Below are 14,516 nucleotides of genomic sequence, written 5' to 3'. Positions count from 1 at the left end.
CCCATGAACCCGATACCAATGGTTCGCGCCTCCACACGCTTCTATCAACCACACAAGCCACCTTAAGGCCTTGCCACAGTGGACACATATTGAGCGCCTAACCCCTCTCGTGTGGATCACCTTACCCCACTCATCAATCCCACACAGTTGAAAAACCCCTTTTGCAATAAATACCAACACCAAGTATTTTAATATCTTTCATGGCCCTGCTCCTTTTTTTAAAAATAGAAACTCTATGTTGGCGCATTATAACGCCCTCTTTAAGGAGGGGCACTTTTCATTAGGTTACGAGATCTAGCTCAGGTGTTCTTTCACTTTTTTACTGACCATGTTCATATCGACACGGCCTTGCAATTTCTCCTTTAATACTCCCATTAATTGGCCCATGTCTTTCATGGAAGTGGCGTGGGTCTCCTCAATGGCTTGCTTGACAGCGGCATCAATTTCAGCTGCGCTCAGGGCTTCTGGGAGATAGGCTTGTAGTATGTCGATTTCTTGTTTTTCTTTTTCCGCTAAATCAGGTCGATTTCCTGCCTCATATTGGGTAATGGAATCGCGGCGTTGTTTGATCATTTTTTCGATGACTTTCATAACAGCGGCGTCATCAAGCGTGATTTGCTCGTCGATTTCTCGCTGTTTGATGGCAGCCAGGAGCAGGCGAATCGTGCCTAAGCGTCCCTTTTCTTGCCCACGCATAGAGGCTTTCATGTCTTCTTGAATGCAGTTTTTGAGCGATTCTATCATTCGGAGTTCCTCCTTTGACGGGAGCGCCTAATAACGTGTTCGCTCGCGTTCTAATGCTTCTTGTTCTTTTTGCAATTTTTTGGCATAGCGTTTGACGGCGGCTGCTCGCTTACGCTTGCGCTTGCTTGTGGGTTTTTCGTAATATTCGATTTGACGTAATTTGGAAAGGATACCCGCTTTTTCACACGCTCGTTTAAAACGCCGCATGGCGACATCGAAAGCGTTATTGTCAGGCACATCTATCATTGGCATTCTTTTGTTCACCCCTAATTCATAGCTGAAAGCCATAGCAACTAGCTAGAGGCTGAATCATACTGATTTTAGTGGGGGAATGCAATAAGCATTTGCCGCACTCTATCAGCTTTCTTGCCCTTAGCCCTCATGACTTTTTTTAGCCAGCCGGGTCAAGGGTTTTATGCTCAATCCCTGTACAATAATGGAAAAGATAACGACATCGTAGGTCATGCCTAGGATGAAATTTTGGTATTCATTGAATGGCAAGGAGAGGGCTAAAGTGACAGTCATTCCACCCCGTAACCCCCCAGGTTAGAATGCTGATGATGTAAAGATTATAGTTGCGTTTAAGCTGAATGCATTTTGAGAATGGAAACGCTGATAAGGCGAACGAGTAAGAGCAAGGGGATGGTGAGCAGGATGGCAACGATTTGTAAGGTGCTTGCTTTGATGGCGAGTAGTTTAAAACCAATTTAAGAATTAAATTGCATTTAAGACTTCGTCGATGACTTCCCAGAAAGTCTCTAGGGTTTTCGTTTTCTTTTTATGCGTCTCACCTTGATCACGTCGGATATAAGCGCCGACCATGATGCCGGTGATCACCATGGCGAGCGGGCCTGAAATTCCTAACGCGAGCGAGGGCGAGTTGATAATCGCCTGTAACGGCGGCTAAGATGAGTAAAATAGGGAGACTATAGTCTTTTTTTACTGCTTTTCAATAACTGAGCCGTGATAAAGCCAAAAAATAAACCATAAATAATGTCTCCGACCGCCTGTCCTAAAAATAACAGACTGATTTTTTCAATGCTCGCCGGAATGTGATTAACTGTTAACGTATAAAAAGTAATAATTAAGAACAATACCCACCACGTCGTTAAATAACGACTTTCCCGCGACGCAGGCCGGTCAGCCGCTCTGGCGCGCCGAGCTGTTTAAAAGTGGCTAAGACACTAATCGGATCGGTGGGAGAAATAAGCGCGTCAGAGAGGAAGTAATAAAGAAAAGGCAAATTCAATTTTTGGGCTTTGAGGATATTGAAATCAATCGTCAGAGCGCCAGCAAACAGTAGGAAATTAAGAGGACCTCTATAGAGGGTTGGGGAAATCGATATTTTCAATGATGTTTTCTGTGCGATGTTTGGAATCTGGAAATGATGAAAAATAATGAAAATAGCCGTCAATAAAAGTGACGTGTTCATAATCGCGATGGTGCTTTACATACGAATAAAACGATAGTTTACATAAGCAATCAAAACAGCGAGTGTGAGCACAATTGAACCAAGAGTATAAATATCCATCGTACTAGCGCTTAAGTAAAAATGTGATTATACTCTATTGGACTATTACTTTTTTAGCAACTAGGGAAATCACGTAAAGGAGACTGTTATGAGTCATCATCATTGCTCCCGATTGGGCGTTACTTCATTTGGGTTTGCTGTGGGAATAGTTTGGGCGCTTGGGCTGCTCATTCTCGCCTTGTTCAGTTGGTGGACAGATTGGGGGCGCTTCATGGTTTCTGTTATTAGTTCAGTTTACGTCGGTTATGCGCCGACTTTTTGGGGAACTATTGTTGGTGTCATTTTAGGATTTATTGACGGCTTTATTAGCGGCGTAATCCTCGCGGCTATTTACAATTGCTGTGTTCGCAAGTGTAAAAAAAGCGACCTGGAAGGCGTTGAAACTCACGTTTAATAACTGCAAAAATAGCAATAGTTTTTCAGGAGGATTAACCCCCCCAGGGGGCCCTTTTTTTCACGAGAGTATTTTTAAATTAACCATTGGTTCAGATATTTTTAAATGTAGGTTTTTGTTATTATGAGAAACCATGTTAACAGGAATTGTTATAATAACATTGCTCGTTTCTGCGCTAGTGCCTATTATGGTGCACTACTTAAAAGGACCTAGACTCGGCTGGGGTTTAGCCTTAATCCCTTTGTTTCTCTTTATTTATTTTATTCACCTTATTCCTAACTATCATGCACGGAGGGACTATTTATTCAGGGTTCCCTTGGGTTCCCGACTTAAATATTGATTTTTCATTTTATGTCGACGGATTAAGCCTTTTATTTGGTTTACTTATCACCGGTATCGGGATCCCCATCGTAATTTATAGCGCCCCTTATTTAGAAAATCACCCGCATTTAGGGCGGTATTATGGATATTTATTTCTATTCATGGCTTCTATGTTGGGATTGGTTTTAGCAAATAACTTAATTGTGTTATTTGTTTTTTGGGAATTAACGAGTATTAGTTCTTTTTTGCTTATTGGTCTTGAGCACGCCCGACCTGCCGCGCGGAAGGCCGCCGTGCAAGCCTTGTTTGTCACGGTGATCGGTGGATTATCGCTGTTGGCTAGTTTTATCTTAATCGGAATTGTCATTCACACTTACAGCATGGCTCGCTTGCTCCCACAAGGAAATCTTTTACAAAATCAACCTTTGTTTATCTCTATTTTGTTGTTAATGCTGATTGGCGCTTTTACCAAGTTGGCGCAATTTCCTTTTCATTTTTGGCTAGCGGATGCCATAGAAGCGCCAACCCCAGTGAGCACGTATCTGCATTCAGCAACGATGGTTCAAGTGGGCATTTATCTTCTGGCGCGCTTTCACCTGTTAATGAGCCAATAATTATTGGTGGTTTGTTATTTTAAGCAGCATCGGTGGAATTACCATGTTAGTTGGTGTTTTATTAGCTGTCAGACAAACCGACATGAAATTAATTCTTGCTTATACCACGACTACCGCGCTGGGCTCATTAGTTTTTTTATTAGGTTCTACTCACTATTTAATTGTAAAGGCGGCGGTGGCCTTTTTATTGGCACATGCTTTATACAAAGCCACATTGTTTATGACGGTGGGTGATATTAAACACCAAACGGGGATACGAGATATTGATAAAGTTCGCGGATTACATAAAGCAATGTCAATTGCTTTTATGGCAGTTTTAGTCGCTGGCGCTTCGATGCCGGGGCTTCCGCCTTTATTTATTAGGTTTTTATGTAAAAGAATTGGTGTATGGAGCCAGTCTCGTGGCGCCGTTAGCTTCTCATATCTTAACTATTATTGCTGTTTTTTCTAACGTGATCATGGCTATGCTGGCTTTTCTTTTGATATTAAGACCGTTTTGGGGAGAACAAAAACCAAAACGTGTACGAGAGGCATATGTCTGTCAATGCTTTGTTCCTGGCTTCATTAACCTTATTGTTAAGCATTTTCCCGTTTGTTATTAACCATACCGTACTCTCGCCAGCCGTAAGCGCTATTTTAAGGCGACCTTTAAAAACAGAATTAACCTTATGGCATGGTTTTACACCTTCATTGCTATTAAGCTTAATTACCCTTTTGGGCGCCATCGTATTGTATTTGAAACGCACTGAATTTAGATCGATATTGGCGCATTTTGATGGCATTTATCGCCATGGTCCCGCTTGGCTTTATGATCGTTTCATGTATTATTTACTATGAGCGGCGGAGTGGCAAACGGAGATTTTACAGAATGGAAAATTACGCCTGTATTTAATTATTACGTTTACGACTATCGTTTTGACGTTGGGCGGAGTTTTGGTTAGGAGTCATTTAATGCTGGTTAAGCAATGAGGCTTTTCTTTTTCTTTTTACCATTCTTTTTAGCAAGTTGACTCCTTATTTCTGCGTATATGACTGTTTGGGTGAGGAGCTACTTGATTGGATTAATATTTCTTGGACTTTTCGGAATAGGCGCTGCGGTTTTTTATAGTCAATGTAGCGCCTGACGTTGCCATGACTCAAGCCTTAATTGAAACATTAATAGTTATTATTGTGGTGTTGAACCTCTATCGGGAACCGCCATTGCCGGAAATTGTAGAAGAAAAAACTTACTCAAGAGTCATTAATGCAGTTATCGCTTTAGGCATTGGATTTTCAGTCGCTGTGCTTCTGATTGCCATTACTCAGCAGCCTTTTGAAGATTTTATCGGCTAGTATTTTATTGCACACAGTATTCCTAATGGACATGGTCGAAACGTTGTTAACGTAGTTTTAATTGATTTTCGTGGCTTCGATACGTTGGGTGAAATCATTGTAGTGGCGTCATCAGCGCTTGGAATTTATGGTTTATTAAAAAGTCGTTTTAGGAGAAGTGGGTCGTGATTTCTTTAATTCTTTACACAGCGTCGCGTTTTTTGCTTGCTATAATGCTGTTATTTTCTTTATGGATTTTGTTTCGTGGGCATAATTCTCCAGGAGGAGGATTTATCGCCGGTTTAATTTCCGCCAGCGCCTTCGCTTTGTACTTAATTACCCATGGCTCAAAGGATCTGCTGCAACTTCTTCGATTTAGTTTATCTTCGTTGTTAGCCATCGGTTTGAACGTAGCCGTTGTTGCTGGCCTCATCGCATTCATTTTCGGAAAAACGTTTTTGACGGGAATTTGGTTAATCTTAACCAGCCATTTTAAATTGGGGGCGCCGCTATTATTTGATGTTGGGATTTACTTAGTCGTATTAAGTAGTACTTTAATTATTATGATCGCGTTAGAGGAGGGGGCGGGATGACTACTTTATTTTGCTGGATGATTGGCGGTTTGTTTGCCATTAGCGTTTATTTGTTATTAAGCCAGCAATTGATGCGTTGGTTGTTTGGCATCGTTATTTTAAGCTCTTCCACAACCTTTGTCCTGGTTAATAGTAGGTCGTTTATCTCAAGTACCTCCTTTTGTTTCACCGGAAAAAACTTCCTCGCTTGCATCGATGGCTAACCCCTTGCCGCAAGCGTTGATTTTAACGTCTATCGTTATCGGATTCGGGCTACTTTCTTTTGCTTTAGTGTTGGTTCGGAAAGTATGGAGACAATTTAAAACATTGGATAGCGATAAATTGCGTTTAGCTGAGCCCGTATCCCACCGTGAGAAAATCGCTTCATGAAGTTATTACCAATATTACCGTTATTAATTTGTTTAATTACTGCAATCTTGTGTTGTTTTTTTTTCGTCGTTTGAGCGGTTGAAAAAAATCTGTCATTTAACGGGCGCAATAGTGTTATTACTGGCGGTTATTGTGATTTTCATTTTCGTGAGGCAGAAGGGGATCTTGGTCATGCAAATTGGGGATTATCTTGCTCCCTTTGGAATCAGTATCGTTATTGATCTGTTAAGCACCATTTATGTTAGTGGTGACTGGGCTTATTGCATTATACGTGGCTATTTATGCTTTATCCGACATTAAAGCCTTTCAACAAAATTTAGGTTTTTATCCAGTCTATTGGATTTTGCTGGTTGGTATTTGTGGGGGGGCTTTTTCAACAGGCGATATGTTTAACCTTTATGTTTGGTTTGAGGTGATGCTGATCGCTTCTTTTGTGTTGATGGTGCTCGGTAGTGAACGGATTCAGTTAGATGGGACGATTAAATACGTAGCCATGAATTTGATTGCTACCATTTTAATGTTAACGGCAATTGCTATGTTATATGGAATAGTGGGCACCTTAAACATGGCCGATTTATCGGTGCGTCTGTCGCATTATCCGAATGCCTCTACTGTCATGGCGGCCGCATTATTATTGGCTATTGCATTTGCTATTAAAACCGCTTTGTTTCATTTGTTTTTTTTGGCTGCCAGCTTCTTATCACACCACCAGCGTTTCGACTTCTGCTATTTTTTCTGGGATGCTGACTAAAGTCGGCGTTTATACTTTAATCTGACTGGTTACCTTGATTGTACCTAATAATCAAATAATTTTAGGTTTATTATTGGCTTCTTCGGGATTAACGATGCTAACCGGAGTATTGGGCGTGGCATCACAATATAATTTTTGGCGAATTTTATCGTTTCACATCATTAGTCAAATTGGTTACATGGTGATGGGACTTTCAATTCGTACACCCTTGGCATTAGCCGGCACCGTTTTTTATATTGTGCATCATATTGTAGTTAAAACGAATTTGTTTTTAATCAGTGGTATTACAAATCGTCTAGGTAAAAGTTTTGATATTCGAGCCTTAGGTGGCCTTTATAAACAATACCCCTTTTTAGCCTTATTATTTTTTATCCCTGCTTTTCCCTGGCAGGCTTTCCCCCGTTATCGGGTTTTTGGGCGAAACTGTCTTTGTTGGAAGCAGTGGTTACCAACTACAATTATATCATGGCGGCGATTGCCTTAATCGTTAGTTTTTTAACACTTTATTTGATGATCAAAATATGGAATCGAGTTTTTTGGGTGGATAAATATCAGACTAAAAAAGAAGGTCACCTGTTACTTGCGAGGGGTGAAAAATTTTCCTTATTTGTTCCTGTCATTTTATTGGCAAGTGTGACTTTAGCAATCGCTTTTTCTCCCCAATTATTTTTTCAGGTAATGAGTAAAGGCGTCCTCCCAATTATTAGATCCGAGCCAATATGTTCGTGCGGCTTTAGGAGGTAGTCGATGAGTAGAATACTTCGTTATCCTTTTAAAATTTATTTAATTATAAAATTTATCTTATTTGTATTATTGGAAATCTTAATTGCTAATTTTCGAGTTACGCACGAAGTTTTGACCCCGCGCTTTTGAGCAAGGCCTGGCGTTCTCGCCATCCCCCTTGATTGTCGAACACCGGTTGAAATAACTTTATTCGCAAATATTATTTCCCTTATGCCAGGCACTTTAACGCTAGATATTTCTGAAGATAAAAAGATTTTATATGTTCACGCAATGTTTATTGATGACGTTGATCAATTAAAAGCAGAAATTAAACACAAGTTTTAAAAATTAATTATGGAGATTTTAGAGTGACAATTTTTGGGGTTTCAATTTTTTATGCGCCGCTGGTGATTTTGTGTCTTGCGGTGGTGGCGTGTTTTACACGGATGGTTATTGGCTCCGCCTTATCGGATCGCGTTATTGCGCTTGATTTAACAGCAAGCCTTTTAATTTTAATTATTACTGTTTATACCCTTATTTCTAAGCAGGCTGTTTATATCGATCTGGTGATTGTATTAGCTTTGATTGTTTTTTTTGGAACGGTGGCTTTTGCACAATATATCGAATGCCAGTGCTATAAAAAATAAAAAAATAGAAAAGAGATGATTAAGGAATGGCTTACTATTTTTTTTGTTTTTGGAGGCACTTTATTTATTTTTATTGCTTCTGTTGGGATTTTGCGCATGCTCGATTTGCTTATCCACATGCACGCGGCCACTAAGGCAGGGTCTTTAGGCGTCGGTTTGGTTTTTGGCGGTGTTGCTATTTATTTTGGTACGTGGACGGTAGCAATTGAAGCAGTAGTGATTGTTTGGTTTATTGTAATGACTGCCCCTATTGCGTCGCATTTGATAGCGCGTGCTTCTTATTTTGATAATATCAAATTGACGAAGGCAACGTTTATTGACGAATTAAAATCTCATTACGACCAGCGTACCCATTGACTTAAGAGCGCATTGGAGGAACGAAGGAAGCAAGGGTGATTGTAATTAATAACTCCGGCTCTTCGTTTTCTTGCTGAGTCAATTGTTCTGGAAGCGGGGGGTGCTTTTGCGCAGACCGTAAGCCGCCAGGATGGGAGCTTTCGAGCCACGACGGCGTGTCCGAGCAAAAGCGCCCGCCCGCTTCCAGGACCGTGCTTTTTTATTCATTGCTTTTTTATTCATTCTTTCGTTGGATTTTTGTTTTGTCAACATCCCCCCAGTCAATGCGTTGCATTTCGGTTAATCGGGATTGAGTGCGTGCGAATTCAAAGCGAAGGGGTCCTTCTGGATAAAGTTGTTCAATGGGTGCTTGGGCGGAAATAATTAAACGGATTTTTGCGTCATAGAAAACATCAATTAATCTAATGAAGGAAGTAATTAAATTCTTTTGGTCAGTTCGTAAAACAGGTACGTTGCTTATTAGAACTGTTTTGTATTTTTGTGAAAGTTCTAAAAAATCCTTAACAGAACGCGGTATTCCACAAAGGTCTATAAATTTGAACCAAATGACATTACCAGCCTGTTTGCGAATGGGAATGATTCGGTGGAATAATTCAATAGCCGTATGAATGGCTGGTTGGTAATTTGAAAAATATTGAAAACTTTTTTCCATGTTTATTTCTGCTTGTTTGTCTAATGGTGTAAAATAAATTTCCATTTGTGGTGAATACCTTAAGCGATAATCATACTGGGATGTTAAATGAAAAACTTGTGTGTGCTGTTTAATTAATTTAATAGTAGGAATGAATTGTTTACGTTGCAATCCTTCTTTGTAAAGATCTTCTGGTTTAAAGTTTGAGGTGGCAATAAAACAAATACCATACTTAAAAAGCGCATTTAATAAGCCTCCTAAAAGGATAGCATCAACCACATTATCCACAAAAAATTCATCGAAGCAAATTACATTAGTTTCTCGGCTAAGTTTTTTAGCAATGATGTCCAAAGGATTTTTAAGACCTTGTAGGTGGGTTAATTCATGATGAATTCGAGCTATAAATTGATGAAAATGCAAGCGCATTTTTTTAAGTGGAAGGCAATGATAAAAAGTATGGAGTAAAAATGTTTTGCCGACGCCAACACTACCCCATAAATAAAGACCTTTAACAGATTTTGAAATAGCTAAAGTGTGAAGGAATTTATTTAGAAAGCGAGTGCGCGCACTTTTTTTCTTAAGCAATTCGGTATAGATATGTTGAAGCTGGTCGATGACTTCTTTTTGCTGAGGATCTTTTTGGATAAAACCGACTTCGAGTTGTTGTTGGTAATATTCTAAGGGGGTCATGCTTTTAATTTTAATGAAATCTTCGCTAATCGTTTCCCTAATGCCTGGCACAAATTTTTTTCCGTTTGAGTCAGCGGCCAATTGCTATCGGCCCCTGCCATGTGACTAGGACCGTAAGGCGTGGCGCCGGCGGTGGTTGTAAATAATTCCGTTTCACTATACGGAATACCGACAATAATGGCTCCGTGATGGATTAACGGCATCATCATGCTAAGCAGGGTAGTCTCTTGCCCGCCATGCAAACTCGCCGTGGAAGTAAAAAAGCCAGCGGGTTTGCCGATTAATGAGCCAGATTGCCATAAGGCGCTGGTAGTGTCCAAAAAATACTTTAATGGCGCCGCCATGTTACCAAATCGTGTCGGGCTACCTAATGCAAGGCCTACGCAATTCTTTAAATCGTCGTGAGTAACGTAAGGAGGACCGTCTTTGGGAACATCCGGTTCTGTCGCTTCTGTCTTAGGCGACACCGAGGGCACGGTGCGGATACGCGCTTCTATCTTGTTCACACGCTCCACCCCGCGGGCGACTTGTTCTGCCATTTCTGCGGTGGCGCCATAGCGGCTGTAGTATAGGACTAAAATAAATGGCATTGAGTTTTCCCTATATTTTTTATCAATTTACTCTAAAATTGTGGTAGAGAGTAACATTTGGCATTATAAAATACCTAAATAAATAGAGATTATAGGTCAACCCCCCAGTTATGACAATCTATCGATTCTTCAAAAGGAGCGCATTTGCTCTCGCCTATATTTACCGCCGTTTTCACGAAGAGGGGTGCGCTTATCGCGCTACGGCACTCGCTTATACAACCTTACTTGCCTTTGTGCCTCTCACTGTCGTCGCCTTCACTCTGCTTTCTTTTGTGCCTGCTTTTCGAGGAGTCGGCGTGCGTTTGCAAAATTTGATTTGGGAAAATTTTGTGCCGACTTCTGCTAGCATGGTGGCTGCTTATTTAAGTCAACTGACACAAAAGTCACAGACCTATCGATTATGAATATTTTCTTTTTAGGTATTGTGGCACTTTTGTTAATGTACAATATCAATCGAGCCTTCGTAGCGATATGGCACATACCGAGCATCATTTTTGGTTCTCCTTGCACTTTTTGATTTATTTTTATGGTGTTATTGCTGTTGCCATTTTTATTAGGCGCAGTTATGTTGCTAGGAACCTTCCTGGTTCAATCTCCTTTAGTTACGGAGCTTATTGGATGTCCCTATTTGGGAAAGGGGTTTTTATTTATCTTGCCATGTGTGCTAATCTTTATGACATTTACATTATTTAATTGGATACTTCCGTCAGCTAAAGTTAAACTATCACACGCTGTGATCGGGCGATTGCTGACAACGGTATTTTTGAATTAGCGAAATTTGCTTTCACCGTGTATTTAAAAATTTTTCCCACTTACCGTCTGATATATGGAGCTTTGTCAGTTGTACCTTTTTTTGGTGTGGCTCTATGTTTCTTGGACGATTATCCTGTTTGGGGCGGTAGTGAGTAACGTAATAGCCTGCGGAATACCTGAAAAATATAAATAATCATGAAATATTTTCGTCTTTTTTTTCTATGTGTTTTGATTTTTTTTCTCAATCCAACTTTCGCCCTTCGTCTGCCGTTGCCCCTGTCGTGTAATGATTTAGTTGGGCAGATTCAATTCGCTTCTGTTCGTGAGGGCGAAACATTTGCAACGATTGCAGAGCGTTATGATGTAGGTTATTACCAATTAGTAGAAGCCAACCCCGAAGTGGACCCTAATCAGCTTCAACCGGGAAGTGTTTTAATTATACCGACGCAATATTTATTGCCCCCCGCTCCAAAAGAAGGGATTATCATTAATTTGGCCGCTATGCGGCTTTATTATTTTCCAAAAGGGAAAAACTATTTTTACACTTATCCGGTGGGGATTGGACGGTTTAATTGGTCCACACCACTTGGGAAGCTGCATATTATTCAAAAAATCAAAAATCCCGTTTGGGTAGTTCCCGATAGCATCCTTCATTATCGTCAAGAAAATGGTGATCCCGTGCCCAAAGTAATGCCCTCGGGGCCCGAGAATCCATTAGGCTATTACGCTTTGCGGTTGTCTCAGCCTACTTATCTTATTCATAGCACCAACGATCCTAGCAGCGTGGGTCGCCGCAGTAGTGCGGGTTGTATTCATTTATATCCTGGAGACATGAAAGCACTATTTGGAATGATTTTTGTCGATACGCCGGTACTCATCATTAATCAACCCTACGTGGTAGGACAAAATGACGGAAAATTATACCTTGAAGCGCACCTTCCTTTGAAAGAAGACCGCAAGGAATTATTTGCTAATCTTTCCCGAATTGTGGAAACCCTTATTAATGAGCATTTAAAAAGTGTTCCGGAAGAACCTCGAATCAATCTACAAAAAGCCACTGAAATTGTGAAAGAACATATAGGGCTTCCTGCATTGGTCAGCCTTTCTAAGGCCTCATCGAATACACCACAGCAAAGCTAGCGGCGGTAGTCGCAACGTGCCCGATGATTTCGCTTTTTTCTTCTACTTGATCATTGTTGAAAATTTCTTGCAACGCAAAATGAGCTAAATTTTTCGTGACCAGCCGACGAGCGATGGTGCCGTTAAAAGCATTACGTACTTAAAAAATGAAGTAGTTTTACTCCAGCAAGAGGAATTGCTTTCTTGTGGAGAATTATTTTCCTCATTATTTTGCACTATTGGCAAGAGCGGTTGTTTCTCTTCAGGAATTCTTTTTGGAAACAAGCAAAAATTAAAGGTTAGTCCTAGTGTAATGGAAGTCGCCGGGAAAACATGATCCAATATAATTCGAAAGAAAAAATTATTTTCCGGTATAAAAGTAGCTCCACTAACCAGTGCAGGCATAGCAGCGATAAATAATTTTTTGCTTTTCTGCTTTAATCCCAAATGACCCGAAGTTTTGATCGTCTTCATCGCTTCGGAGGGTTTGTCATTCAGAATATCGAGAATTTGAGAGGGTTTTAAGTTTCCCTTTTTTCCCAGGATAGGACTTTATATAAATAGGCCTCGTACCCTTTAAATAAATCGGGGGATTTTTCTAAAGAAATTTTAATCCATTGGATGAATTCCCCAGGGGATAATTACTCAAGTTTCTCTTGAAAATATTGATAAAAAATTTCGGTCATAGCACGTTGCTGTCTGTAACTTTCACCCCCTGATCGGAATTTGTATTGGAGGTAAATGTCCTGCGAAAGCCAAAAGGAAAAAATTGTATAGTCCAGCATCGTGCCTAAAGGCGTCAATATATACCTTATAAAGCACGACATTTTCTCACGAGCGCTGACCGCCATCGGGCCTGGAACGCTGAAGATAGTCAGTAAAGTGCAACCCGAATTAGTAAGTAAAGAAGACCATTCGTGTCGACGCAAAATAAGAAAACGATTATAGAATGCGAAAATAAGATTACCTGCAGCAATTTAAGCTACTAAAGAGGCAAAGATAATATCTCCTAAAATTGAAGGTATTATCTCTGCATCCGTATTGTCGGGGTCTTGCGCGGCAGCGCGGTAATCACTGGAGTTTGAGGCAACATAAACGATTAGAAATACCAGTGTTAAAGCCCACTGAAGATAATAGGAAGTATCTTGTAAAAGATAGGATTTCCATGACTATTTTCGAATAAGTTTTCTAAAACTTTATGAGGTTCGATCGAAGTAGACTGATTCAAAATTAGCTTAAAAAGACGTTGAGAGTCTTCGGTATTTTTACCCTGCTCGTCGTGGCAAATAGTTATCACTGTATCAAGGAACCTGCGCTTTTCTCCATTTAGAATATGCTTATTATTAAGCGAGGGCAACAACGCAGTAGCAGTCGTTAGAAAATTTTCAAGTCCAAAATACCCTACGACCATTGTGCCAGCACGAAGATAGTGCTTGAAAGCGCTATTCTTTGTTCAGCTAACGAGGTCGGCAATGCAGAAGCAAATAGAGTGCTATCCATTTTGATGCTTCATATAAGCTATAAAAAAAGAGAAGGAGATTTTTTTAATAATTTTTATAAATGTTTACGTTGGCACGCGCTTCAATTCCTTCTTCCTAATCTATTTTGAGAAAGTTCATGTTTCTTTAGGGTGTGAGTAAGGAGTGTGAGTTGGTTGAGATAATGTTCGTGTCATATGTGAAATCATACCGGATTGCACGCTACTAAAGAGGCTGCATAGAACAGTGAAAACCCATCGTGCTGGACTCGAAGGCAAATTATCATCTTGAGTGGAAAGCCCTAAAGAAAGCAAAGCAGGACCCACACTTAAAGAAGAGCTCATCAATATACTGACGATTTTAAAATAATTGTCAGGATCGTATTGGCACGCGCTTAAAGGTGTTAACGCTGCACGAAGCTGTTCAGTAAGATGAGAAACGTCTAAAACAATTTCCGTCGGCTTTTCTGCTGCATTTTGTGAAGTCTCTGCCTCCTCATAATTGTTCTATAAGAACGAATAGATTCCAATAAATTCGTCGATGGACTAGCTGCATCTTAGACGACATCAAGATTAACAACAACTTCTTTTTTCTCTTTCGCGACCAACCTGGAAGGTTGCGGTTCTTCGTTAACCTCTTTTTTAGAAGGAATAGACTCCGGTATATTTATTGAAGCTGATTTATAAACTTAGACGTCGACTGTCCGCTTGAAGTAGTTTTTTTATGTTCTGGATGCATAGGATTTCTCGAAAAAATTAATGAAGAATAAGAAGTAGCGCTAAAAAATTAAATAAATATTAAAATTTACGACAATTTTTTTAACTACCTCTATACATGACGAAAGGAGTTCAGTTGATGAAATAGTGAGAAAAGCTGCTGAGTGTTGAGTAGAATTTCTGA

10 protein-coding genes and 8 pseudogenes are annotated in these 14,516 nt (G+C 40.1%); 11 read left to right on the top strand and 7 right to left on the bottom strand.

Translation table 11 applies throughout. From position 1 onward, the window contains the following. The 4 genes and pseudogenes from OWO34_RS07195 to OWO34_RS07180 all read right to left on the bottom strand — a co-directional run. Window positions 1–202, bottom strand: a pseudogene (locus tag OWO34_RS07195) (IS110 family transposase); the annotation flags it as partial. Window positions 203–294: 92 nt separating this feature from the next. Continuing rightward, a complete protein-coding gene (locus tag OWO34_RS07190) occupies window positions 295–744 on the bottom strand; it encodes a GatB/YqeY domain-containing protein (protein ID WP_267257050.1) in 450 nt (149 codons plus the stop codon). Window positions 745–771: 27 nt separating this feature from the next. Next, window positions 772–996, bottom strand: a complete 225-nt coding sequence (gene rpsU, locus OWO34_RS07185; protein WP_005772127.1) for a 30S ribosomal protein S21 — start codon at window positions 994–996, stop codon at window positions 772–774. Window positions 997–1,116: 120 nt separating this feature from the next. Continuing rightward, window positions 1,117–2,275 (bottom strand): annotated as a pseudogene (locus OWO34_RS07180) (cation:proton antiporter). Window positions 2,276–2,363: 88 nt separating this feature from the next. Between OWO34_RS07180 and OWO34_RS07175 the strand changes: the two are divergent. The 9 genes and pseudogenes from OWO34_RS07175 to mnhG all read left to right on the top strand — a co-directional run bounded on the left by OWO34_RS07175 (window position 2,364) and on the right by mnhG (window position 8,355). Next, the gene (locus OWO34_RS07175; RefSeq protein ID WP_267257049.1) at window positions 2,364–2,669 is read left to right on the top strand and encodes a bacteriophage holin; all 306 of its coding nucleotides are present in this window, start codon (window positions 2,364–2,366) and stop codon (window positions 2,667–2,669) included. A 133-nt stretch (window positions 2,670–2,802) separates the two neighbouring features. Next, a pseudogene (locus OWO34_RS07170) lies at window positions 2,803–5,104 on the top strand (putative monovalent cation/H+ antiporter subunit A). Then, complete coding sequence (locus OWO34_RS07165) at window positions 5,101–5,508, top strand: Na+/H+ antiporter subunit B (RefSeq protein ID WP_267257048.1); 408 nt, start codon at window positions 5,101–5,103, stop codon at window positions 5,506–5,508. The pseudogene OWO34_RS07170 and the gene OWO34_RS07165 overlap by 4 nt, the downstream one beginning before the upstream one ends. Next, window positions 5,505–5,877: pseudogene (locus OWO34_RS07160) on the top strand (NADH-quinone oxidoreductase subunit K). Before OWO34_RS07165 ends, OWO34_RS07160 begins: the two are co-directional and overlap by 4 nt. Before the next feature lie 244 nt (window positions 5,878–6,121). Beyond that, window positions 6,122–6,628, top strand: a complete 507-nt coding sequence (locus tag OWO34_RS07155; protein WP_267257047.1) for a proton-conducting transporter transmembrane domain-containing protein — start codon at window positions 6,122–6,124, stop codon at window positions 6,626–6,628. Window positions 6,629–6,722: 94 nt separating this feature from the next. Beyond that, a pseudogene (locus OWO34_RS09885) lies at window positions 6,723–7,372 on the top strand (proton-conducting transporter transmembrane domain-containing protein). 3 nt (window positions 7,373–7,375) lie between these two features. Further along, window positions 7,376–7,696 (top strand): annotated as a pseudogene (locus tag OWO34_RS07140) (Na+/H+ antiporter subunit E). Window positions 7,697–7,719: 23 nt separating this feature from the next. Beyond that, a complete protein-coding gene (locus OWO34_RS07135) occupies window positions 7,720–7,998 on the top strand; it encodes a monovalent cation/H+ antiporter complex subunit F (protein ID WP_267257045.1) in 279 nt (92 codons plus the stop codon). 15 nt (window positions 7,999–8,013) lie between these two features. Beyond that, window positions 8,014–8,355 carry a monovalent cation/H(+) antiporter subunit G gene (gene mnhG / locus OWO34_RS07130; RefSeq protein WP_267257044.1) on the top strand — a complete coding sequence of 114 codons (342 nt, stop codon included), beginning with the start codon at window positions 8,014–8,016 and terminating at the stop codon, window positions 8,353–8,355. A 214-nt stretch (window positions 8,356–8,569) separates the two neighbouring features. On the opposite strand, the gene zapE is transcribed toward mnhG, so the two are convergent. Both zapE and wrbA read right to left on the bottom strand, forming a co-directional pair. Further along, window positions 8,570–9,676, bottom strand: coding sequence for a cell division protein ZapE (gene zapE / locus OWO34_RS07125; protein WP_267257043.1), 1,107 nt, complete (start codon window positions 9,674–9,676; stop codon window positions 8,570–8,572). After that, a complete protein-coding gene (gene wrbA, locus OWO34_RS07120) occupies window positions 9,673–10,266 on the bottom strand; it encodes an NAD(P)H:quinone oxidoreductase (RefSeq protein WP_267257042.1) in 594 nt (197 codons plus the stop codon). The genes zapE and wrbA overlap by 4 nt, the downstream gene beginning before the upstream one ends. Window positions 10,267–10,376: 110 nt before the next feature. Between wrbA and OWO34_RS07115 the strand changes: the two are divergent. Both OWO34_RS07115 and OWO34_RS07110 read left to right on the top strand, forming a co-directional pair. Then, window positions 10,377–11,212 (top strand): annotated as a pseudogene (locus tag OWO34_RS07115) (YihY family inner membrane protein). A gap of 2 nt (window positions 11,213–11,214) precedes the next feature. Beyond that, on the top strand, window positions 11,215–12,159 hold the full coding sequence (locus OWO34_RS07110; protein WP_267257041.1) for a L,D-transpeptidase family protein: 945 nt from the start codon (window positions 11,215–11,217) through the stop codon (window positions 12,157–12,159). Here OWO34_RS07110 and OWO34_RS07105 read toward each other — a convergent pair. Beyond that, a pseudogene (locus OWO34_RS07105) lies at window positions 12,125–14,298 on the bottom strand (CBU_1576 family Dot/Icm T4SS effector); the annotation flags it as partial. The gene OWO34_RS07110 and the pseudogene OWO34_RS07105 sit on opposite strands and share 35 nt — an antisense overlap. Between the last annotated feature and the right edge of the window lie 218 nt (window positions 14,299–14,516).

Origin of the sequence: Coxiella endosymbiont of Ornithodoros maritimus, from assembly GCF_907164965.1 — a bacterium.
Taxonomy (GTDB): Bacteria; Pseudomonadota; Gammaproteobacteria; order Coxiellales; family Coxiellaceae; genus Coxiella.
Note: the sequence above shows the minus strand (reverse complement) of the source record. Positions and strands in the feature narration are given on the sequence as shown.

Bases quoted from the DNA above. Each gene is read 5' to 3' on its own strand.
- OWO34_RS07190 (WP_267257050.1), bottom strand. From the start codon at position 744: ATGATAGAATCGCTCAAAAACTGCATTCAAGAAGACATGAAAGCCTCT.
- rpsU (WP_005772127.1), bottom strand. From the start codon at position 996: ATGCCAATGATAGATGTGCCTGACAATAACGCTTTCGATGTCGCCATG.
- OWO34_RS07175 (WP_267257049.1), top strand. From the start codon at position 2,364: ATGAGTCATCATCATTGCTCCCGATTGGGCGTTACTTCATTTGGGTTT.
- mnhG (WP_267257044.1), top strand. From the start codon at position 8,014: ATGATTAAGGAATGGCTTACTATTTTTTTTGTTTTTGGAGGCACTTTA.
- zapE (WP_267257043.1), bottom strand. From the start codon at position 9,676: ATGACCCCCTTAGAATATTACCAACAACAACTCGAAGTCGGTTTTATC.
- wrbA (WP_267257042.1), bottom strand. From the start codon at position 10,266: ATGCCATTTATTTTAGTCCTATACTACAGCCGCTATGGCGCCACCGCA.
- OWO34_RS07110 (WP_267257041.1), top strand. From the start codon at position 11,215: ATGAAATATTTTCGTCTTTTTTTTCTATGTGTTTTGATTTTTTTTCTC.